The sequence below is a fragment of the Mycobacterium sp. genome, assembly GCF_035633495.1.
Taxonomy (GTDB): domain Bacteria; phylum Actinomycetota; class Actinomycetes; order Mycobacteriales; family Mycobacteriaceae; genus Mycobacterium.
Genome location: NZ_DASQEU010000056.1, coordinates 162,131 through 183,398, shown reverse-complemented (window position 1 = coordinate 183,398; position 21,268 = coordinate 162,131). Strand labels below are relative to the sequence as shown.

The following is a 21,268-nucleotide window of genomic DNA, read 5'->3' as shown; positions in this document are numbered from 1 at the left end:
TCACCGGATTGACCGCGGATTCCATCTGTGAGGAGAAGACATGAACGCCGTCGTCGCCGTCGTCCTAGCGGTGGTCATCGTGGCGCTGATTGTGGCGGCGCTGTCGATTCGGGTGGTGACCCAGTACGAGAAGGGTGTGTTGTTCCGGCTCGGGCGGGTCAGGGATGTCAGGGAGCCTGGGCTGACGTTCATCATCCCGGTCGTCGACCGGTTGAGGAGGGTGTCGATGCGTATCGTGACGATGCCGATCCAGTCGCAGGGCATCATCACTCGCGACAATGTCAGTGTTGACATTGCCGCTGTCGCGTATTTCCGGGTCGTGGATGCGGTGAAGTCGGTGGTGGTCATCGAGAATGTGGGTGCCGCGATCGATCAGATCGCCCAAACCACGCTGCGTAATGTTGTCGGCCAGCACACGCTCGATGAGGCGTTGGCGGAGACCGAGGTGATCAACGCCAACATCCGGGAGATCCTTGATGTGATCACTCTGGAGTGGGGTGTGGAGGTGACGTTGGTGGAGCTCAAGGACATTCAGTTGCCCGACAGCATGAAACGGGCGATGGCCCGCCAAGCCGAGGCCGAGCGGGAGAAGCGCGCGAAGATCATTGCCGCCGAGGGCGAATCGCTGGCCGCTGCGGCACTCGGCGATGCCTCCGACACCATGATGGCCCACCCGTTGGCGCTGCAGCTGCGCAATCTGCAGACTCTGGTCGAGTTGGGGGTGGACAAGAACACCACGGTGGTATTCCCGGCGCCGCTGATGAGCGCGATCGGCGAGATCGGCACGTTCTTCGCCCGCGAGACAGCCGCCGCCGCGACGACACCGGCGCCGCCGATCACACCCCCGCCAGGCCGACAGACGCAGGCACCAACCCCGGCAGCCAACGGAGAGACCAAGCCCGACGCCGGCGCCAAACAGCCTGCTGTATGACCGCTGTTCTCCCCTAACGTCGTCGGAACGCAGCAAGTCCGGTCGACGATCGTTCTCTGCGTTCCCACGACGATCGATGCCGCCACCTGCTGGGCTCCCCTGCACGCCACCACTAAGCCTGAGTCCACCGACAAATCGGTCCTCTTTCGGGTGTTGAAATGAGGAAAGTGCCCTCTGAGCTGGGGTGATTGGTTTTCCCTACGCATCAATCGGCCGGGTTCAGAAAGGCACTGTCGGTGAAAGCGGCGCACAGGTTCAGCGCGGGTTCGGCGGTGTTCGATGAGGATGATCTCTTATCGTGCGCCGGGCTGGTGCCAGTGATGACGTTGGGTGATCAAACGGGACTGGGGCGGCTGCTCGGCGAGAAGGTCGCATTGCCCAACCACGGGTGCGCTCGGGGGCGGCCAATCCCGGGCCGAAACTGCTGACCCTGATCGCCGGGATGTGCGTGGGGGCGGACTGCATCGATGATGTCGAGGTGGTCCGCAGCGGTGGCGATGTCCATCTGCCTATTACGCCAACGCTCGCTGCCTTGCGGAGGGCCAGCAACCACCGACCGCAGGTAGAGAAGCAGGGCTTCGCTGATCCCCCAGGTGGCGGAGTTCCACAGGTAGGACGGGCTGCGGTCGGCCGCGTAGTACGTGATGTTGGTGGCGACGTCGAACGTCGGCTGCTTGAGCGAGGTGGGTCGCGCCCAGCTGAAACCCCGTGCCTCATCGCCTGATACGTCGACGGTGAGGCTTCCTGGGCTGAACGCGGCCAAGTCATCGACGACCACTCGCCCTTACCCCTCAACGAACGCCTCGGCGACCGCGTGGAAGTCCATCGAGTGACAGACCCGGCGCGTACACCGAAACAACGCGGGCCGGCACGTTGACCGCCCGTAGCAGCGCCACCACGAGGTGCGCGAAGTCTCGGCACACACCGGCGCCGGCGAGCAAGATGTCGACCGGATCGTCAGCATCAGGCGCCGCCGGACGGCCATCCGGTCATCAGTGGTGACCATCGGCCCTACGAAATGCCGCATTCGGAGGCTCATGCTGTTGCATGTTGCCGAGGCGGCCAGCAGTCGTTTCTGCATTTCAATCCTAAAGAGGCACGACCATTACGGAGAGCACTGAGAAGAAGACCGTGTCGACCCGACAGGGGGAGCGTCTGTGCGACGAGGTGCTCACGCTGGAAAGCGTCGGCCGTACCCGGCTCGACCCGGCCAATTCAGATGTGGCCGAGATCGGCGGCGAACTCGCCCATCGCCCGCGCGCTGCCCAACCTGGCGAACCAGCGTTCGTCAGGTTGGTGTCTGACGGTTGGTGTCTGACATGGAAGCCGTCACGCACGAGCCCGTGACAGCGCTGCCCCCTTTATAGCCCTTCACGAACGGAGCACGACGATGACACGGACGACGGGCCTGCGAGGCCAAGAACCCCGTCGGGTATTTCGGGACCGCCGCGAGGCGGGCCGCGTGCTGGCCGGGCTCTTGGAGGCGTATCGCGGCAAACCCGACGTGGTCGTCCTTGGGCTGGCGCGGGGCGGCATCCCCGTTGCATGGGAGGTAGCCGCCGCGCTGGAGGCTCCCCTCGATGCGTTCGTCGTCCGCAAGCTCGGCGCACCCGGTCATGAGGAGTTCGCCCTGGGCGCGCTGGCCAGCGGTGGTCGCGTCGTGGTCAACGACGATGTGCTGCGCGGCCTGCGGGTCACTCCGCAGCAGTTGCGCGACATCGCCGAGCGCGAGGGCCGTGAGCTGGTCCGCCGGGAGGCCGCCTACCGCGACGGCCGCCCGCCCGCCGTCGTGACCGGCAAGACGGTGATTCTGGTCGATGACGGGCTGGCGACGGGGTCGAGCATGTTCGCCGCGGTCCAAGCGTTGCGTGATTCGGAGCCCGCCCACATCGTCATTGCCGTGCCCGCCGCCCCCGAATCGACGTGCCGGGAGTTCGCCGGGTTGGTCGACGACGTCGTCTGCGCCTCGATGCCGACGCCGTTTCTGGCCGTCGGCGAATCGTTCTGGGACTTCAGCCAGGTGAGCGACGAGGAGGTACGTGAGCTGCTGACTACCCCTACCATCGGGGCGAAGCCGGTGTCCCTGGCCGAGCGGGCCGCCGACCTGGTTCTGCACGCCGCGATCGACGCCCCGGGCGGGGTGCCCCCTCGTGAGGTGCTCGATGACCTGATCGGTGATGCCCGCATTGTGCTGATCGGCGAGAGTTCGCACGGCACCCACGAGTTCTACGAGGCGCGTGCCGAGATCACCAAATGGCTGATCGAGGAGAAGGGTTTCAACGCGGTCGCCGCGGAGGCTGACTGGCCGGACGCCTACCGGGTGAACCGGTATGTTCGGGGCTTGGGCGACGACTCGTCCGCCGACGAGGCGCTGCAGGGCTTCGAACGCTTCCCGGCCTGGATGTGGCGCAACGCTGTGGTTCGCGACTTCACCGGATGGCTGCGCTGGCACAACCAGCGGTGCGCCGTCGACGGCGTGCGCCAGGCCGGCTTCTACGGGCTCGATCTGTACAGCCTGCACCGCTCGATGCACGAGGTGATCACCTACCTCGACACCGTCGACCCGAAGGCCGCGGCCCGCGCCAGGGCACGCTACGCCTGCTTCGACCATTCTTCCGGCGACGATGGTCAGGCCTACGGCTACGCGGCGGCGTTCGGTGCCGGTCCGTCCTGCGAGCGCCAGGCCGTCGAGCAGCTCGTCGAGCTACAACGCAACGCGGTGGAATACCTGGGCGATGACGGCCAGCTGGCCGAGGACGAACTGTTCTACGCCCAGCAGAACGCCGTCACGGTGCGCAATGCCGAGGCGTACTACCGCGGCATGTTCAGCGGCCGGGTCACGTCGTGGAACATGCGCGACACCCACATGGCGGAGACGCTCAAAGCTTTGCTGACCCACCTAAATCGGCACAGCGGCGCAGAACCCGCCCGAATCGTGGTGTGGGCGCACAACTCCCATGTTGGCGACGCGCGTGCCACCGAAGTCTCGGCCGACGGTCAGCTGACCATCGGCCAGCTCGTCCGCGAGCAGTACGGGGACGACTCCCGCCTCATCGGCTTCAGCACCTATCGTGGCACCGTGACCGCGGCCAGCGAATGGGGCGGCGTCGCCGAACGCAAGGCTGTCCGGCCGGCCCTCAATGGCAGCCTCGAGGAGCTGTTGCACGAGACCGGCAAGGACGCTTTCCTAGTACACATGCATGACGGCTCGCCGGCGGAGAAAGCGCTGGATGTGGTTCGGCTTTCCAGGGCCATCGGCGTGATCTATCTGCCGCAGACCGAACGGCAGAGCCACTACTTCCACGTCCGACCCTCCGACCAGTACGACGCCATGATCCACATCGACACCACCCGGGCCCTGGAACCGCTGGAGCCGACCAGCCTGTGGATCGCCGGCGAAACGCCGGAGACCTATCCCAGTGGCCTGTGAGGCCATATCCGATCGCCGAACAGGACGGAGTCTGAAACCCGTCGCTGGTCGTCTGGATGCCATCGGTGCGGCCGTGCGGCACTGTTAGCCGACGACGTCGGCGCAGGTGTCGTGTTAGGGCTTCGGAGGGACATGACTTGGGGCATCGTCATGACGTCGTCCTCATTCTTTGCCCTCCGGGTACAGACGGCCGTAGGCCGATGACCCATCGCGCGGCTCAGCGCCCGATAGCGCTGGCCAGCTGACGACGCATGTGCAAGAGATTCCGGTCGCAGTCGATCGAGGGGATCTGGCTGAGGATGCTCATTAGAGCGGGATCATTCAACAGCGCAACGACATCGGCATTGCCGGTCAGGTCAATGCCCGCTGCATGGAACCAGGCGGCCTGAGTGTTCGTCGTCGCCGAGGGCGGCGGCACGTGGGTCTAACGACCCGGAACACCAGCAGTCACTTATCGGGGAAGCAGGGACCATCGGCCCTATGAAACGCTGGGTTCGCATCCGCATTCTGATGCCCGACATTCAAGACCCTCACGGGGGCTTCGCCCCAGCCCGACGAGGCATGCCTGTGGTCACCGTGGTTGGGGGGTCCGGTCGGGCGGGTTTGTGACCCTGATCGACTGGGTCGATCGGGTGTAAGAACCGTCGTAGCGGTTGGTGGGCCTGCTGGCCGCCCGTCCGATCGGAGCCCGTGATGACCGTAGCGCGATCTGTTCATGATGTCTTGGATGAGCATGTGCAGTTCGAGGTCGAATGCATCCGGTGAATCCGATACCTCGTCACGCCGGCATTCTGGCCGGGCTGATCGCGGACGTGGGCGCCGGCGCAAACCTCGTCAACGACGTCCACCTGGAAGCGCTGGCCATCGAACATCCCGCCAGCCTGGTGTCCTACGACACTGATTTCGGTCGATCCGCCGGCGTCCGCTGGCATTCCCCGACGCACTGGTGTAAACCCTTCACGCTCTAAGCCGCGCGAACACCGCTGTGGGGCAGGGTGTTTCAAACGTACTGCATCACAATGACGACACGTACGGTGTGCACTTGGGCCCCGAATGGGTATCAGATCCTCGATGCATGTGCACGAATTTCGGATTTTGTCAGGCTCGGATGCCTGCGACGGCGGGACGCACAGCTCGCAACGCTCGTCGCTGACCACCCGCCATGTTGTGGCTTGCATCGCGGTAGTCGCCGAGCCGTTAGGCCTGGGGCAACCGGGCTGGACAGGGCTGCGCGTCGGAACATCCGACATGGCGGCTGAGGCTGTTGGTCTCCGGGGCGTGCGCACCGGACATGTGGTCGAGATGAACGGCACGTTAGGGCGTGTCGCACGCGCCAAGTAAAACTTGGGGCCAGGGGTCGCGGCTAGCGCCTTGGCGACATCACCCGTGCTCGTTGATGACTTTGGTCTATTACACCGGCACTCTCGGCGAAGAAACGATGACGACATGGCAGCAGACGGCCAGCGGCCTCCGATTGAATGTGATCGTCTTGCCAATACCCAGGCAGCGACTCGGCTGGAAATAGCTACCTACCATCGGCGAAACTCATTGTCAGGCAATGGAACTGGCATTCCAACACCTCTCCCCCCTTCTTGCGCAAGTCGCGCACGGTGACAGACTCCATGCCGGATTGCATCACCGGCGAGACAGCGGACTCAGGGACGAAGTGACGTCCCCGAGGACCCGGCGGCGCTCCGAGCGGTTACCGGCGCCGAGAGTTTCGGTGCACGCTTGGCGGCGTCCTACTCGACATGGTGCCAGGTAAGGCCCTGGATGACTTTGCGCACCGCGCCGCACGCAACCTGCTACGGGCTGGACTGGCCCTTAACCTGCAGGCCGTGTGAAAAGAAGCTGACGACTTCCAGCCGTCAGAAAAGTCACCTCGACGGCGTAACGTGGGCCGGGCTCGTCGACGCTGATGGCGTGGACGACGAGCTGACCGTTCAACGGCGGGCGGCACAACCGGCCAGAGCATGTGCGAGTAGGTGACCAACGTCCCCTGGCGATGGTGCTTTAGCGCCCTTGCCAGCCGGCGCGGATTCGGCGCAACATCGACACGTCCACGCCGACGCGAGGTCGAGGTGGCGCGCAGGGGGAAGAAGGGCTATGAAGTCGCTCATCGTCTGTGTTTCAACCTCGAACGGCAACACCCGCCGGGTGGCCGATCGGATGGTTGAGGTGCTCGGCGCCGAGGTCGTCGAGCCTGAGGCGGTCGAACCCCTCGGGGCTGCGCGATTACGACCTCGTCGGCTTCGGGTCGGGCATCTACTTCATGGCGGTGCATCCGAGATTGCGGAAGCTCATCCGTCGACTGCCGCGCGGCGATGGCATCCGAGCGTTCACGTTCTTCACCAGCGGCGGTGGCGAGGTCCCGCTGGTGGGCTACAGCCGATCGATCCGTCGCCAACTCGCGTCGAAAGGCTTTGACGTGCTCGATTCGTTCTCCTGCCGTGGTCTTGACACAGTAGGGCCCTTGCGGCTCGTCGGCGGCGTCAATAAGGGACGGCCGAACGACCGCGACCTCGATCGGGCCGCCGCGTTCGCGGTGCGCCTGCGCGAGCACGTCGCCGGTTCGTAGACCGTTCCTCACCGATGGCAAGCGGAGAACGCGCCGCCCTCGTCCTGGCACTGGTCCGGGGGCTCGTCGCCGAGGTCCACCCCCACGCCTCGCGGCTGGCCGTGACGCTGGACAGTCGGTTCGATGACCTGGGCATCGGCAGCCTGGAGTTGGTCGAGTTGCTGCTGCGGGTCCAGGACGCGGCCGGGGTGGCACTGCCCTCGCACATCCTGGCCAGCGCGGAGACCCCGCGCGACCTCCTGCAGGCCATCGCCGGGAGCCATGCCCGCGCGGGCGGGGACCTCGGCCTGGTGTCACCCCCGGCCACCGTGGCGGGCGGCCCGGCGCCGGCCGCCGCGTCGACCCTGATCGATGCCCTCGACTGGCACGTGGCCGCGACGCCTGAGCGGACGCACATCCGGATCCTCGACGAGTCTGACAGTTCCGACGACGTGAGCTACGGGGCGCTGCGCCGGGAGGCGGCTGCCGTGGCGGCGGGGTTGCTGGCGCGCGACGTCATGCCCGGCGACACGGTCGCCATCATGTTGCCCACCAGCCGGGCGTACTTCGTGACCTTCGCCGGCGTGCTCCTAGCCGGTGCCGTGCCCGTGCCCATCTACCCGCCGGCCCGGCCCTCCCAGCTGGCGGATCATCTTCGTCGGCACACCGGCATCCTCGCCAATGCCCGCGCCGCGCTGCTGGTCACCGTGCCCGAGGCCGTCCCTCTCGGTCATCTCCTGCGGTCGAACGTCGACAGCCTGCGCCACGTCACCGTTCCCGAATCCCTTACCGGCGCAACCAGCGGTGCCCTTCCACAACCCCGGTCCGACGACCTCGCGCTGGTGCAGTACACCTCGGGCAGCACCGGCCAGCCCAAAGGGGTAGCGCTCACACACGAGAACCTGCTGGCCAACATCCGGGCGATGGGCCAGGCCGCGGCGGTGTCCGGGGCGGACACGTTCGTCAGTTGGCTGCCCTTATATCACGACATGGGGCTGATCGGCGCGTGGCTCTCAAGCCTCTATTTCGGCATCCCGCTGGTGGTGATGGCCCCCCAGGTCTTCCTCACCCGGCCGTCACGGTGGCTGCGGGCGATCCACGCCAACCGGGGCACGATCTCGGCGGGACCGAACTTCGCCTACGAACTCTGCCTCACCAAAATCAAAGACGCCGAACTGCAAGGACTCGACCTCAGCTCCTGGCGGTTGGCCTACAACGGCGCTGAGCCGGTCAGCCCCGCAACGATCGAGCGGTTCACCGAGCGCTTTGCGCCCTATGGGTTAAGGCGAGACGCGATCACGCCGGTGTACGGACTGGCTGAATCCTCGGTCGGGCTGGCTTTCCCGCCCCTCGGTCGGGGTCCGCTCATCGACCGCGTCGCTCGCGAGACGTTCGTGCGGTCGGGCAGGGCCGACCCGGCGAAGCCGGGCGAGCGGGACGCACTTCGTTTTGTCGCATGCGGCCACCCGTTACCTGGCCACGAGATCCGCATCGTCGACGCCACCGGCCGCGAGCTCGGCGATCGCCGTGAGGGCCGCATCGAGTTCCGCGGCCCGTCGGCAACTGCCGGCTACTTCCACAACCCCGACGCGACGCGCCCGCTGTTCCACGGCTACTGGCTCGACACCGGCGACCTCGGCTACATCGCCGACGCCGACCTGTACGTCACCGGCCGGGTCAAGGACATCATCATCCGGGCCGGCCGCAATCTGCACCCCGATGAGCTCGAGGAGGCAGTCGGCAACCTCGCCGGTGTCCGTAAAGGGTGTGTTGCGGTGTTCGCCTGTCCCGACCCCGGCGGAGGTGCCGAGCGGCTCGTCGTGATGGCCGAGACCAGGGCGACCGGCGACGAGGCGACCGGCGCGTTGCGCTCTGAGATCGTCTCGACGACGGTGGACTTGCTGGGCGTGGCCCCCGATGACGTGGTCCTGGCGCCACCGCGCACCGTCCCGAAGACCTCGAGCGGCAAGATCCGGCGGGCCGCCAGCCGGGAAATATACGAGCAGCACAGGATCGGTGCCCGACCGCGGCCGCTGTGGTGGGAGTTGGCGCGTTTCCGGCTCCGCGGAGCTGCCCCGTCGTTGCGCCGCGCCCGCCGCGCAGTGGGCGCTGTCGCGTTCGCTGCCTACGCATGGATGGTGTTCGCGGTGCTCGCCGTGTCACTCATCGTCGTGCTGGCACTGCTACCCCGGATGCAGTGGCGCTCGCAGATGGCCTCTGGCGCGGTCGGGCTACTGGCCCGCCTCACCGGGACGGCGGTCACCGTGCACGGTCGAGATCGCCTACCTGACGGGCAGTCAATCGTCGTGGCCAACCATCCGAGTTGGCTCGACGGGCTCGTCCTGGCCATGGTGCTGCCGCACTCGTTTCGGTTCGTTGCCGGCGAGGTGCTCAAGCACCAGCTGCTCAGCGGATTCGTGCTCAAGCGGCTCGGCACGCAGTTCGTCGAACGCTACGAGCGCGAGCACGGCGTGGCTGACACCGACCGGGTTGTCGCCCTGGTCCGGGCCGGGCAGTCGCTTGTCATCTTCCCCGAGGGCCACCTGGCCCGGGCCCCAGGGTTGCGGCCCTTCCACATGGGCGCGTTCGTCGTCGCCGCCCAAGCCGGGGTGCCGACCGTCCCCATTGCCATCCTCGGTACGCGGGAGATCCTTCGGCCCGAGCACAGCTTCCCGCGACGGGGTGCGGCCGACATCGCAATCGGTGCGCCGGTCTTGCCTGTGGGCACAGACTGGGCTGCGGCAGTCGGGTTGCAGCGCGCTGCGCGGGACGCCGTCCTGCGCCTCTCGAGGGAACCGGACGTCGAATGAGCGGCATCGATCGGCGCGCCGTCGATGGTCCGCTATGGGAGGTGTCAGCGGCGTCGCTTTGCCAGAAACCCGCGGAGCCAGCCGGCGGCCAGACTCACCGCCGGACGTACCGGCATGGGGCCCCGATGTCGCCGGTCTGGAGGTCTTTGGTTGTCAGCCGACCCGGATGCTCAACCGTGGGTTCGCGCGCTACGGGTGGACTACCAGCAGATCGTCGGATCCCGCCGCGACGTGGGTCCCAAACCGGCGGCTGATGTGCTCGATCGTTGCACGCAGCCATTCCGCGTCGGTGCGCGCAACACGCTCGAGGCGTATCCGCCGCACGCGCAGCGGAACCATCCGCAGCGCGGCCAGGTCACCGCGGCCGGGATCGAACGAGATCAGATAGAGCAGTCTCAGGTCGGGACGGTAGGATTCGTGGCCTCCGATGCCTTCGCAGTCGTCGATGACGTCACCGCAGCCGTACAGGATCGATCTGCCCCGATAAACTTCGATCGGCCGGGGATGGTGCGAGGAATGGCCGTGCACGATTTCGATGCCGGCGTCGATCAACCGGTGCGCGAACTGGATTTCGCTCAATCCCACGCTATAGCCCCAGTTGGACCCCCAATGCACCGACACGATCGTGACATCGCCGATGCGCTTGTGCCCCAGTATCTTTGCCGCGACGTCGTCGGCGGCAGCATGAGCCGCCGGATCCCAGATCAACCACACACCTGGGGTGTTGCGGTGCGCCGCCCACCATTCGGGGACCCCGCTGGATTTCGTCGCAACCGAGCCGATCACCACGCGGTGGTCACCGTGGGCGCTCACCACCGGCGGGCGATGTGCGGTGTCCGGGTCGCCTCCCGCCCCGATACCGCAGATACCCGCCGAGCTGAGGGCGTCGAGGGTGTCAGCCAGGCCACGGCGGCCGAAATCGAGGATGTGGTTATTGGCCAGGGCACAGACGTCGGGCTCGATCGCGGTCAGTACCGGCAGATTGTCCGGGTGCATTCGGTAGTGAATCGCTTTGCGGTCGGCGAACTCGCCGTCGGCGGTGATCGTGGTTTCCAGGTTGATCAGCCGAACGTCGGGGGCAAGGTCCTCGAGGATCGCCAGCGCCCTCACCCCAGGGCCAGCGCCAGTCGACGGGACGCGGAATCGGACCGTTGGCACGTTCGGCCAGCCCGACTTAGCGGCCGCATCATCGACATAGGGCTCACGCAACGCCGGGTTCCCCGGATGCGCAAGAATCTGATCGACGCCGCGACCGAGCATGACGTCACCGGCCAGCAGCACCGTCACCACATCAGGATCACCGACCACGCCGAACCACCCGCCGCGACAACCGACACCCCGCACCACGAGCAGTACTCGGCTCTTCCCGAGGCGGAAGGACCCAGCCTACGACGGATGCTCTGGTACTGGCATCCAGGAGACCACCTACCGGTCGGCCACCGGCAGTGATTGACCTCGAGGCCGGGGACGGCGCGGCTCCCGGCGGGCGGGGCTGGCGCCGGGCGCGGACGCTGCTGGCCGGCCCGCTGGGACCGTTGGTGGGCGGGCAGAGTCTCGGGCAAGTCGCCGACGGGCTGGCCCAGATCACGTTCGCGCAGTTCGTGTTGTTCGACATCGCACACGGCGCGACGCCGGCCCGAATCGCTGCGGTGCTTGCGGTGACCCTACTCCCGTTCAGCGTGGTCGGGCCGGCCGCGGGCGTCCTGATCGACCGGTGGGATCGACGCCGCACCCTGATCGTGGTGTCCGCGCTGCGGGCCGCCCTGGCCATCGCCGGGATCGCGACGATCGCGGCCCACTCGACGATTGCCGCCTACATCGGGGTTCTGGTGCTGCTGTCCTCGTCCCGGTTCGTGCTGGCGGCCAAGGGCGCCGCGCTGCCTCGAACGGTTCCCCACGCTCATCTGGTCACCGGCAACGCCGTGTCCTCCCTGGCCGGGATGGCCGCATATTTCGTCGGCGCGGTTGGCGGGACGCTGATCGTCGGCCGGTCGACCGCGACGGGATTCTCGCTGGCCGCGATCTTGTATCTGGCAGCAGCCGTCACGTTCACCCGGCTGCCCGACGTCGGTGGCCGACAGACGGTGATGTTGCTCTCCCGGTTGCGACGCCTTGCCGCAGAACTCGCCGAAGGGGTACGCGTGGCGGCGGGCGTCCCCGCGATCCGCCGGCCCTTGCTCGCCGTCGCGGCCTACCGGTTGCTCCTAGGGGCCGGCTTTGTGGTCTTGGTGCTAATCGCCGACTCCCGTTATCACCTGCGAATTTCGGGCTATGGCGTCGCGCTGGCCGCAACGGGGCTGGCTGCGTTCGCCGGAACGCTGGCCGCTCCGCCGTTGGCTCGCCGGTACTCCCCGGCTGTACTGGTGCCCGCCGCGTTCCTGCCGGCCGCAGCCGCGGCCTACGTCGGCGGCCTGTTCCCGACGTTGGTGGTGCTGGTGTGCTGCGTGGGCGTGGTGGCCTTCGCCTTCCAGGTACTGAAGATCTCTGTAGACGCGTTGGTCGGCGGCACCGCCCGTGACGCGGTGCGCGGTCGCGTGTTTGCCGTCTACGACGTGCTCTACAACGTGGCGTTCGTCCTCGCCGGGCTGGTCATGGTCCCGCTGTGGCGGATCGGCCGGGAGCGTCCGTTGTTGTGGCTGATCTCGGCCGGTTTCGTCCTCGGCTGGGTCCTGGTCGGCGTGGCGATGCTCGGCTGGAGGTGGCGACGATCCCCGCGCCACCGGCGTTTTCCCGGGCGCGCAGCGGCGTTGGTAGTCGGCGGGTTGCCCGCGCTTGCCTTTCCCGCGCCGTCCTGGTGGTGGCTCGCGTGGGTTGGCGTCGTCCCGCTACTGCTGGTGGTGCGCGCCGCCCCGACCGCGCGGGAGGGTGGTGTGCGGGCATGGTTCGGTCTGGGCGGGTTCATGATGTCCACGCAGTATTGGCTGCTGCCAGCCGCTGGTCCGCTGCTGGCGGTGATGGCCGCGGGAATCGGCGCGCTATGGGTGCCGTGGGGGTGGGCCACGCAGCGACTGCTGTCGGGCCCGGTCACCATTGGCCGCACGTTGGCTGCGGTGACGGTGTTACCCAGTGCCTGGGTCATGGCCGAGGCGGTGCGTTCCTGGCACAGTCTGGGCGGCCCGTGGGCGTTGCTGGGTGGTTCGCAGTGGAACCAGCCCGCCACACTGGCCTCGGCCTCACTCGGCGGGGTATGGCTGACAAGTTTCCTTCTCGTCGCGGTCAACACCGCGATCGCGGGCGTGCTCCTGGGACGGGGCGCGTCCGTTCGGATTCTCGCACTGGGGGTCGCGTTTGCATGTGCCGGAGTCGGCCCGGCATGGTTCGTGCTGGGACCGGCACCTCCGGTCGTCTCGACGGTACGGGTGGCGTTGGTGCAGCCGGGCAACATCGACAACTCCGTGCGCCGTCAGGCCGCCGGCGTAACCCTCACCGCGACCCTGGCGGGCGAGAGGGTGGACCTGGTCGTCTGGGGAGAAAGCAGCGTTGGAGTCGATATCGCCAGCCATCCCGACGCCGCGAAGAACCTAGCGGAGCTGTCCCGGCGGGTCGGTGCGGACCTGCTGGTCAACGTTGACGCGCCCGCTGCGAACGGGGGAATCTACAAGTCGGCAGTTCTCATCGGACCGAACGGGCCGGTGGACGCATACCAGAAAGTCCGGCTGGTGCCCTTCGGCGAGTACGTGCCCCTGCGCCCGCTGCTCGGCTGGGTAACCGCCCACACCAAGGCGGCAGCCGAGGACCGGCGGCGCGGCAGCGCGCAGAAGGTTTTGCACTCCGGCGCGCTCACCATCGGACCGTTGATCAGCGTCGAAGCGACCTTCTCCGACCTCCCCCGCCGCGCGGTGCAACTCGGCGCACAGATGCTCGTCTACCAGAGCTCCACTTCCTCGTTCCAGGGAAGTTGGGCGCAGCCGCAGTTGGCCAGCCAGGTCGCGATTCACGCCGTCGAGGTGGGCCGCCCGGCGGTGCACACCGGGTTGTCCGGCGACAGCGCGGCCTTCGACGCGCGGGGCCGCCGACTCGCGTGGTGCGCGTCCACATACCGCGGCACGATCGTGGTGGATGTTCCGCTCGGATCGATCACCACCGTCTACCAGCGGCTGGGGGATTGGGTTCTGGCGCTGGCCTTTTCGATCCTCGCAGGTGCCAGCGTCCTGGCGGCGCTACGGTCCGCCGGCCAACCGGACCCAGGCTCGTCGTGCCAGGGTTAGTGGCCGACAGCACTCATCGGCCAACGGACCGCTGCCCGGCAACCGTTGCCACGCATCGGCGTTCCGCCTGGGCGGGTCTGCATCCGATGGTTGAGAGCCATCTGATGCGGCTTGAGGGGATGAGATGGAGGACGGCCGCTATGTGGTGCGCGCCGAAAGCCCGGGCATCGACCCGACCAAGGATGTCGACATCACCGTGCGCGATGGCCGGCTGACGATCAAGGCGAACACACCGAGAAGAAGGAAACCAAGGGACGCTCGGAGTTCTCCTAGGCTTCATCGACCACTTCAGCCCTGCCCTGGGCCGGTAGTCCGCGGCAAAGCCATGGCGGACAACAGATGGCAAACCTTTCGACGATGTCGTCCGGGCCGATCGGAACCACCAGCACGACCTTGCTCGCGCCCTGAGCGCGAGCGACCTGACACGCCGCCTTGGCGGTCGCTCCGGTCGCGATGCCGTCGTCGACGAGTACGGCGACTCGCCCCGCCAACGGGATCTGGTCACGCCCGCGGCGGAAGCGTTCCGACCGGCGTTGCAGCTCGACCCGCTGCTCGCCTTCGACCGTGCCCATGTCATCGCTGCTGAGGTCCGTCGCACGCACGACGGAGTCATTGATCACCCGCACGCCGCCCTCACCGATGGCGCCGAAAGCCAGCTCGGGTTGGAACGGCACGCCGAGCTTGCGTACCACCAAGACGTCGAGGGGGGCGCCCAACGCCTCGGCGACCTCGAACGCCACCGGTACCCCACCCCGTGGCAGGCCAACAACAACGACGTCCTGCCCGCGCAAGAAATCTAGACGGCGAGCCAATCGGCGTCCGGCGTCGACACGATCTTCGAACGGCTTCATCCCGCGAGTGTGTCCCGCGCGACGGCGCGCCGATAAGAGAACTAGGTCCTTCATCCGGCGGACGAGGTTGCCGCGTGCCCGTTGGCTATCCGTGAAAGTGGCTTTCATGTGCCAACCGAGCCCGCCGGCTGACCTGTTCGGCAATACCCTGGCCCGTATACAGCCCTGCCGAGAACCTGATGCTGGGACTCGTCGCGGTCGCAGGTGCGCACCAGATCCTATGGCAGTAGGTGTCGACTCCGCGGCGGCCGAAGTGGGCCCAGCCAGCCCCATGCTTTCTGGATTGACAACGCGAAGTACCCGCCGGCCTTCGAACGCCAGAGACAGAGCTGCCCCGTGTCAGGGCTGGTCGGGTGGTGGCGCCCAGCTACGGCCCTCGGCTTGTCGGGCACTTCCCGCCTGGCGCATCAGGTGCTCCAGTCCTGCGGGCAGGGTGTTACCGAGGCCGAGTGTGACCTCGGCGAGCGCCGGGTCTCCGGTCCGGTCGTGGTGAGTCTGGCCGAAGCGGTGTCGGGCGGCGCTGGCCTCGACAACCTGTGCCATCGCCTCGGGGGTGGCCGGGCAGCCCTCCCCTAGGAATTTCTTGAGCAACTCTCGCTGGTCGGTGTGGTCGGGCATGCCAGTCATCGTTGCACGGTCGGGCACGCCGAGGCAGAGCGACCCGAGGATCGGGTCGTCGACCCGTCGCGGATACCGCGCAAACGTTGACCGGGCCCGCCTGCGGGCGTCAACCCCCTCGCCCCAACGGGATCGGTTCCCGGCGCGGGCATGTCGAGGACGCGTGGCGGACGATCGCTGCGCTCGGCGCTGGTGAGGCTCATCCGTCGCGTCATCATCGACGTCAGCGACGAACACCTCGAGGACTACGAAGCGCAGGTGAAGATCATCCCCGCCAAGCAGTAACCCGCACCCGGGGACGGGGCACGCGCACTACGATCGGAGCCGAACCCGAAGGAAAGGGGGAGGGGATGAAGGCCAAGGTAGGCGACTGGTTGGTGATGAAGGGAACGACAACTGAGCTGTCGGATCAGCGCGGGCTGATTACCGAGGCGCGCTCGGCGGATGGCTCGCCACCGTACGTGGTGCGGTGGCTCGATTCCGACCATGAGACGACCGTGTATCCCGGTTCGGATGCTGTGGTCGTCACCGCCGCGGAGCAAGAGGCGGCGGACGAGCGGGCGCAGTCTCGAGTCGAGTCTGTGCAGAGCGCGATCACGCGTCATTTCAAGAGCGAGTAGGTGCCGCGGCTGGGTTCAGCGGTCACGAACGGTTGTGGGTACGGGCTCTAGCACGAGGCCCCACGGCGCAGTGACGTTGGTGAGCGGCGGGTCAGTGAGCGTGATGGGGTCTCCTGACGCGCTGGCGGTGCCGCGCCCTTCAAAGAGGGCGATGCAGGCGTTGCCGTCCAGTCGAGAAGGATCTCCTGGCGGGTGGGCACGTCGGTGAGATCGATCAACGGGCGATCGAGCCGCAGGACGACGGGAACGCGGATGTGCTGCACGTGCCACTGCGCGGTCACCGGCTCCGGCGTGAAGTCCTGGGCGGCTCGACGGGTGTGTTCCCGATGGCCGCAACGAGTTTCGCGATGCCGTCGGCCACCGAGTCGGTCAGCGGGAATAGTGCTGCGCTGTAGGGGATGGGAACCCACGCCCAGTGCGACGGGTCGAGGTTGACGCCCACGGCGTCACGGGTGCTGGGCGCTCCCTCTAGTACGGTTTCCACGCGGCTGGAACCGGAGACGGTGAAGCAGAAGCATTGCGGCCCTTCCCATTTCCACGGGTTGCCGTCCAGCCCGGTCGAGGTTTGGAAGTCGGAATTGCCGAGCATGTCGACATTGCCGGTCAGCTCGACACGAGTAGACACGCCAGCGCCGTCTATATTGAGCGCATGAGCGAGGTCAAGATCACTGCCCTGGAAGACGGCCCCCTCGAAGTCGACGGCGTCTGCGCCGTGCTGACCAGCGACGGCACCGTGGTGAAGGAGGGCACGAAATTCTTCCTGTGCCGGTGCGGCCACTCAGCGAAGAAGCCAATGTGCGACGGATCGCACAAGCGTGAAGGCTTCATCGCGAGCTGACCATCTCACGTCCTAAAACAGTTGCCCGTCCAAAGGTGTCCCTCCTTCATCCCGACACCCGGCGCTCCCGGCGGCTACATACCAGCTGGGTGGGCCAGGCCCACAACGAAGTCCGTTTCGGGTCGATCGAGGTCGAGGGACGATCGTATGGGCACGACATCGTCATCGACCGAGGTGTGGTGCGCACACGGAGCAAGAAGCCCTCGAAGCCATACCAGTCTGCCTGGGAGCACCGGCAGAGCGGCGATCACACCACCCGGCACAGCGGCAGAACTCGCAACTCTTCCCCCAGACGGGGTATCTCTGCATCGGTCCGCGTCACACCAACGGTCGGTCGGCTTCATCGGCAATCATTTCGAGACCAGGATTCCCATCTCAATCACCGCAGCACCGGGGGCGGCGATTCACCACCGAACATCCGGCTACCTGCCGATCGCGGCCGCCAGCCCCTCAGGGTCGGCAACGCTGACCCACAGTGCGGAGTGGTTCTTGAACCCGATGACCTTGGGGATCTTCTTCTTGAAGGCAATGCACAGACCGGACTTGTTGTTGGTGCCGAAGGTGATGCCGTCGTCGGCGAAGCTCAGCCGCAAACCCACCGCGGTGTACCAGCGGTGGGGCCCGGTGACTACGGTGTGGTCGACGTTGTCGAGCGGCGTCTCGATGCTGAAGCGGCCGTAGGTGGCACGAAGCAGTCCGTCGTCAGTGAGGTCGACGCCGTCACCGTCGTTGACGCCCAGTGCGGCGAACAACGCGGCCCACCGGCGGTCGAGTCGGTACGGAAACGCCGCTGGTGAAGACATGAGGGCAGACTGCCAGATGGGTGGGCGTCGCACGAGGGCGGGGTGATCTGTGAATGTCCGAGGCGAAGAAGTGCACGAGGACGATCCCAAGAGGGTGTTGCACAAGCGGCGAGCAGTTTGAAGCCACATAAGGAGACGCTGGCCTGGCTGGCCACCCAATCGGGACTGCTCGGCGACCTCGCCCGCGTAGTGTTCAACCGGATGAAGTCCTGTCGATCACCATCACCGAAGTGCTCGCGATGTTCGCCGCCGTAGCAGCGCTCATACCGATACCGGTCGACTTCCTGAATGCCGAGCAGCCCACTTGGCCGACGCGGGCGTAGACGGCGTCAACCTGCACCACCGTGAGTGGACGGCGGATCTCACGGCGCTGTTCCCCGAACCGTCTGATCTACGCCCCGAAATAGCGCGAACGCCTGCACTCAGTGCATTTCCACCAGATCTGTTGAGTGTATTGCTCGGAAACGACGTGTTCTTCCACGAGCTTCATCGAGGCGGCGCAGTGCTGGCACGTGCGAACTGGCAGGGCCGCGAACGGGTTGGTCAGCGCACGTGACATATGTTTCCCCCCTATAGTTCGACGACTCAAATGTGTTACTCCCCGGTAACTCCAGACAAGTGTAGCCGATCTGTGCCCTAGGTCACACTAAATAGTGGAAGAGACTCTGACTTTCTCGTCGGGTGGTGGTGGTCATGGTGTTCCTTCGGGTCAGGCGGGGGCGTCGCCAGGAGCAATGTGTACGCTTCGCGCGGCCGGCGCCGACGATCCGGCACGGGTTCGCGTCGATCAACTCGTCGTTGACCGCGCTGGCCATGATCGTGCGCAGCAGCGAGTAGGCGTGGGAGCGCATCGTCGGCTTGTCCGTCAGTGTGATGACCAGGTGGCACTCATCACGTTTCAGGTTCTGACCGAGCAGTTGCGAATAGAAAGTCGCTGAAGTCGAAACAGACTGTGTCGCATATTGATTCGATTCTGACGCCCAGCGGGAGGCGGGCGGTCGCGACAGTGCGACGGCGACCCGCGGGGCCGGAGCCGAACTGGCATGTCGACGAATCTGCGGACACTGGTCGATGAATCGGAAGCCCGGCCGATGCGTGACAGGGACGCCATAGACGGCGAACTGAAGTTGATCGCCGCACTGCGGCGAGCGGCTCTGCACCACGGTGGCGAGACACCTGCCACCGCACGAATCGACGGACTGCTCGACGAGCGCCTTCTGATTGACGAGTCGGATGCCGAAGTCCGGACCGGCCACTAGACCCCATGGGTCTCGGCAGCCCATTCACAGGGATTTCCCCGACTCTTCGCATGCGCACTCGCCTCTAGCTTCAGAGCAGACCTACTCACGCGGAACCGAGTGAACACGAGTGATTCCGAAGACAACGACCGGTCAGCGCAGGCGCATCGGCTGGCACCCAGATCCCGCGGGCGGATACATCAAGAAAATACTGGGATGGCCACGAATGGGTGGACGCCAAACCACCACGAACTTCGCTTCACGGTACGGGCGCGACGGTCTGCTCACAGCCGAGCACGTTGATCCGGTAACACTTGCCCAGAATTGCATTGGGGAAAGCATGTTAGATGACAGGTTGTTCGCCGAGCTGCTGACGTTTGCTGTATTGCAGTTGCGTTGCACGTCCGCGGGCGGAAGGGAAATAACAGTCGGCGAGGATTTCTTGCGAACAGTGGGCTAGACCCCTCGAATGCGAGATCTGACGAACTGAGACGCAACCACCGCGCCATTGATGCCGAATTGTCCTTGATCGCCGCGTTGCGACGGTCGGCGCGGCTTCGCGGTGGCCCATTGCCCGCCAACCAGCGGATCAACGCCCTACTCGACGAACGCCTCTCGGCCGAGCGCGCCGAGGTCAGATCGCACCCTGTGACGAGCGACTCACTGCGTTTCGAAGTCCGCGATGGGGGCATACCAGGTGACACGTTCGGACGACGGCGCCGAACACGAACGAGGAGTTGAATTCAATGAGCGCTCTGGACAAGGCCAAGAACAAGATCGAGGATCTGGGCGGCAAGGCCAAGGAAGCCACTGGCAAGGCCACCGATGACAAGAGCACCGAGAACGAAGGCAAGGCCGACCAGGCCAAGGCGAACCTCAAGGACGCCGGCGAAAACGTCAAGGACGCCTTCAAGTAAGTCCCCTTCACGATCTTGATTCGGCCCGTTGTCCCCCTGGGGATAGCGGGCCGGATTGCGTTGTGCCCCAGTTCGACTGTGAAACTGCCGACAAACACGGTTCAGTACAGGGGACTATGTGACGGGTCCACTGCTGTACGGCTATCTCGGTGGCTGGGTATTGACGTCGGCGCTGGTCGCGTTGGTCGCGTGGCGTCTCCAAGACGGGCAGCCCCCTCTCCCCACCCCCGGTTGTTGAGCGTCGTCGCCGGAGCAGTCTGGCCCGTGCTCGTCGTCGCACTCGCCGAGGTCGGCGTCGTCGCCCTCACTGCGGAAGTCCTCCACGAAGACGAGCACCTACTCACCGTCGACGCCTGACGCCCGCCCGTGACGGGAGTTCAGGCACATGCCATTGCGAAGACCGTCTAAGCTGTTGCCCATGTGGGTGCAGAAGGCAGCGACCGCAGCGGCGCTCGTCGTCGCGGTCGTCGTCGGTGCACCCGGCGTCGCGGACGCCGATCCGGCCACACCCGCCCCGGCACCGCCCGCCGCGCCGAGGACCACCATCGACGCCGACGGTATCTACGCCGTCGGCACCGACATCGTTCCTGGCGTCTACAGCACCGCGGGGCCCGTCGGGGATGGAGCGTGTTTTTGGAAGCGCATCGGCAATCCCGACGGCGCGACGATCGACAACGCGCTCACCAAGAAGCCCCAGACCGTGCAAATCGATCCCACCGATCAATCCTTCAAGACCAACGGCTGCCAGCCCTGGCAGATGACCGACGGGGTTGCGCCGCCGCAGGCGTCCGGATTGGCGCCGGCGCTTGCGGGTTTGCAGTTGCAGGCCTACATGGCTCAACTCAACGCCAGAGCGGCGGCGTCGGGGCAGGCTCCCCCGCCCTGACCGCGGTGACGGGATCCGGACACGGAGACGGTGGCGTCTGACACCATCGACGCCATGGCCGACATCATAGAAGTCCAGCGCACCATCGCCGCGCCCCCTGCCGACGTCTTCGCCGTGCTGTGCGACCCGCAGGGCCACGTCGCGATCGACGCGTCGGGCATGCTGCAAGGCGCAGAGGGCGAGCCGGTCGGCGAAGCCGGTGACAGCTTCGTCGTGCACATGGATCGCGAGGCGCTCAACGACTTTCCCATGGGCAAGTACGACGTCACCGTGTCGATCACCGAGTTCGAGAAGGACAAGCTGATCGCCTGGACGATTCTCGGTCAGATCCGGCCACAGATCGGCCACGTCTACGGCTACCGTCTCGAACCCGACGGTGACAGCACCGTCGTCACGTCGTTCTATGACTGGTCCGACATCGATCAGAAATGGCGCGACGCCAACATCTTCCCCGTCATCTCCGAGGGCGCACTGCGCGCCACGCTCGGAATTCTCGACCGCACGGTGCGCCGCGGCTACCCTCGCACCTAGCAAGCGATCGTCAACTCGCAGTTGACGAGT

The 21,268-nt window shown here is 66.3% G+C and carries 17 protein-coding genes and 7 pseudogenes; 16 read left to right on the top strand and 8 right to left on the bottom strand.

Annotated features, from left to right (window positions below):
- Window positions 1–40: 40 nt before the first annotated feature.
- Together VET27_RS09375 and VET27_RS09370 are read left to right on the top strand one after the other, a co-directional pair.
- The gene (locus VET27_RS09375) at window positions 41–931 is read left to right on the top strand and encodes a slipin family protein (RefSeq protein WP_526517306.1); all 891 of its coding nucleotides are present in this window, start codon (window positions 41–43) and stop codon (window positions 929–931) included.
- A gap of 236 nt (window positions 932–1,167) precedes the next feature.
- A pseudogene (locus VET27_RS09370) lies at window positions 1,168–1,427 on the top strand (IS1380 family transposase); the annotation flags it as partial.
- Window positions 1,428–1,472: 45 nt separating this feature from the next.
- Here VET27_RS09370 and VET27_RS09365 read toward each other — a convergent pair.
- Together VET27_RS09365 and VET27_RS09360 are read right to left on the bottom strand one after the other, a co-directional pair.
- Window positions 1,473–1,700: pseudogene (locus VET27_RS09365) on the bottom strand (alanine dehydrogenase); the annotation flags it as partial.
- A gap of 18 nt (window positions 1,701–1,718) precedes the next feature.
- A pseudogene (locus VET27_RS09360) lies at window positions 1,719–1,881 on the bottom strand (transglutaminase-like domain-containing protein); the annotation flags it as partial.
- A 440-nt stretch (window positions 1,882–2,321) separates the two neighbouring features.
- On the opposite strand from VET27_RS09360, the gene VET27_RS09355 reads away from it, so the two are divergent.
- The 4 genes and pseudogenes from VET27_RS09355 (at window position 2,322) to VET27_RS09340 (ending at window position 9,728) form a co-directional block, all read left to right on the top strand.
- Window positions 2,322–4,361: an erythromycin esterase family protein gene (locus tag VET27_RS09355; protein ID WP_526517304.1), complete on the top strand. Its 2,040-nt coding sequence runs from the start codon at window positions 2,322–2,324 to the stop codon at window positions 4,359–4,361.
- Window positions 4,362–5,122: 761 nt separating this feature from the next.
- Window positions 5,123–5,329 (top strand): annotated as a pseudogene (locus VET27_RS09350) (PIN domain-containing protein); the annotation flags it as partial.
- Between the two features lie 1,205 nt (window positions 5,330–6,534).
- Entirely contained in the window at window positions 6,535–6,939 is a 405-nt protein-coding gene (locus VET27_RS09345) for a flavodoxin family protein (RefSeq protein WP_526517302.1), read from the top strand.
- A gap of 14 nt (window positions 6,940–6,953) precedes the next feature.
- Window positions 6,954–9,728 carry an AMP-binding protein gene (locus tag VET27_RS09340; RefSeq protein WP_526517300.1) on the top strand — a complete coding sequence of 925 codons (2,775 nt, stop codon included), beginning with the start codon at window positions 6,954–6,956 and terminating at the stop codon, window positions 9,726–9,728.
- 189 nt (window positions 9,729–9,917) lie between these two features.
- Here the strand turns inward: VET27_RS09340 and VET27_RS09335 are convergent, their stop codons facing one another.
- Window positions 9,918–10,988: a CapA family protein gene (locus tag VET27_RS09335; protein WP_526517369.1), complete on the bottom strand. Its 1,071-nt coding sequence runs from the start codon at window positions 10,986–10,988 to the stop codon at window positions 9,918–9,920.
- Between VET27_RS09335 and VET27_RS09330 the strand changes: the two genes are divergently transcribed.
- From VET27_RS09330 to VET27_RS09320, 3 genes and pseudogenes are all read left to right on the top strand, one after another.
- A complete protein-coding gene (locus tag VET27_RS09330; RefSeq protein WP_526517375.1) occupies window positions 10,953–11,177 on the top strand; it encodes a hypothetical protein in 225 nt (74 codons plus the stop codon). The two genes, VET27_RS09335 and VET27_RS09330, sit on opposite strands and share 36 nt — an antisense overlap.
- The gene (gene lnt, locus VET27_RS09325) at window positions 11,174–13,936 is read left to right on the top strand and encodes an apolipoprotein N-acyltransferase (protein ID WP_526517298.1); all 2,763 of its coding nucleotides are present in this window, start codon (window positions 11,174–11,176) and stop codon (window positions 13,934–13,936) included. The genes VET27_RS09330 and lnt overlap by 4 nt, the downstream gene beginning before the upstream one ends.
- 65 nt (window positions 13,937–14,001) lie before the next feature.
- Window positions 14,002–14,206: pseudogene (locus VET27_RS09320) on the top strand (Hsp20 family protein); the annotation flags it as partial.
- A 32-nt stretch (window positions 14,207–14,238) separates the two neighbouring features.
- Here the strand turns inward: VET27_RS09320 and VET27_RS09315 are convergent.
- Together VET27_RS09315 and VET27_RS09310 are read right to left on the bottom strand one after the other, a co-directional pair.
- Window positions 14,239–14,787 (bottom strand): annotated as a pseudogene (locus VET27_RS09315) (phosphoribosyltransferase); the annotation flags it as partial.
- A gap of 339 nt (window positions 14,788–15,126) precedes the next feature.
- A complete protein-coding gene (locus VET27_RS09310) occupies window positions 15,127–15,414 on the bottom strand; it encodes a hypothetical protein (RefSeq protein WP_526517296.1) in 288 nt (95 codons plus the stop codon).
- A 141-nt stretch (window positions 15,415–15,555) separates the two neighbouring features.
- Between VET27_RS09310 and VET27_RS09305 the strand changes: the two genes are divergently transcribed.
- Together VET27_RS09305 and VET27_RS09300 are read left to right on the top strand one after the other, a co-directional pair.
- Complete coding sequence (locus VET27_RS09305; protein ID WP_526517294.1) at window positions 15,556–15,690, top strand: hypothetical protein; 135 nt, start codon at window positions 15,556–15,558, stop codon at window positions 15,688–15,690.
- Window positions 15,691–15,755: 65 nt separating this feature from the next.
- Window positions 15,756–16,025, top strand: coding sequence for a DUF1918 domain-containing protein (locus VET27_RS09300; RefSeq protein WP_526517292.1), 270 nt, complete (start codon window positions 15,756–15,758; stop codon window positions 16,023–16,025).
- A gap of 277 nt (window positions 16,026–16,302) precedes the next feature.
- On the opposite strand, the gene VET27_RS09295 is transcribed toward VET27_RS09300, so the two are convergent.
- On the bottom strand, window positions 16,303–16,650 hold the full coding sequence (locus tag VET27_RS09295) for a hypothetical protein (protein ID WP_526517290.1): 348 nt from the start codon (window positions 16,648–16,650) through the stop codon (window positions 16,303–16,305).
- Between the two features lie 24 nt (window positions 16,651–16,674).
- Here VET27_RS09295 and VET27_RS09290 point away from each other — a divergent pair, with 24 nt between their 5' ends.
- Window positions 16,675–16,863, top strand: a complete 189-nt coding sequence (locus tag VET27_RS09290; protein ID WP_526517288.1) for a CDGSH iron-sulfur domain-containing protein — start codon at window positions 16,675–16,677, stop codon at window positions 16,861–16,863.
- Between the two features lie 422 nt (window positions 16,864–17,285).
- Here the strand turns inward: VET27_RS09290 and VET27_RS09285 are convergent, their stop codons facing one another.
- Both VET27_RS09285 and VET27_RS09280 read right to left on the bottom strand, forming a co-directional pair.
- Window positions 17,286–17,666: a hypothetical protein gene (locus VET27_RS09285; protein WP_526517286.1), complete on the bottom strand. Its 381-nt coding sequence runs from the start codon at window positions 17,664–17,666 to the stop codon at window positions 17,286–17,288.
- A gap of 734 nt (window positions 17,667–18,400) precedes the next feature.
- Window positions 18,401–18,538: pseudogene (locus VET27_RS09280) on the bottom strand (tyrosine-type recombinase/integrase); the annotation flags it as partial.
- Window positions 18,539–19,650: 1,112 nt separating this feature from the next.
- Here VET27_RS09280 and VET27_RS09275 point away from each other — a divergent pair.
- From VET27_RS09275 to VET27_RS09260, 4 genes are all read left to right on the top strand, one after another.
- Complete coding sequence (locus tag VET27_RS09275) at window positions 19,651–19,821, top strand: CsbD family protein (RefSeq protein WP_526517284.1); 171 nt, start codon at window positions 19,651–19,653, stop codon at window positions 19,819–19,821.
- 234 nt (window positions 19,822–20,055) lie between these two features.
- The gene (locus tag VET27_RS09270; RefSeq protein ID WP_526517282.1) at window positions 20,056–20,178 is read left to right on the top strand and encodes a hypothetical protein; all 123 of its coding nucleotides are present in this window, start codon (window positions 20,056–20,058) and stop codon (window positions 20,176–20,178) included.
- A gap of 61 nt (window positions 20,179–20,239) precedes the next feature.
- Window positions 20,240–20,707, top strand: a complete 468-nt coding sequence (locus tag VET27_RS09265) for an Rv1352/Rv1906c domain-containing protein (protein WP_526517280.1) — start codon at window positions 20,240–20,242, stop codon at window positions 20,705–20,707.
- Between the two features lie 54 nt (window positions 20,708–20,761).
- The gene (locus VET27_RS09260; protein WP_526517278.1) at window positions 20,762–21,238 is read left to right on the top strand and encodes an SRPBCC family protein; all 477 of its coding nucleotides are present in this window, start codon (window positions 20,762–20,764) and stop codon (window positions 21,236–21,238) included.
- Window positions 21,239–21,268: the final 30 nt, after the last annotated feature.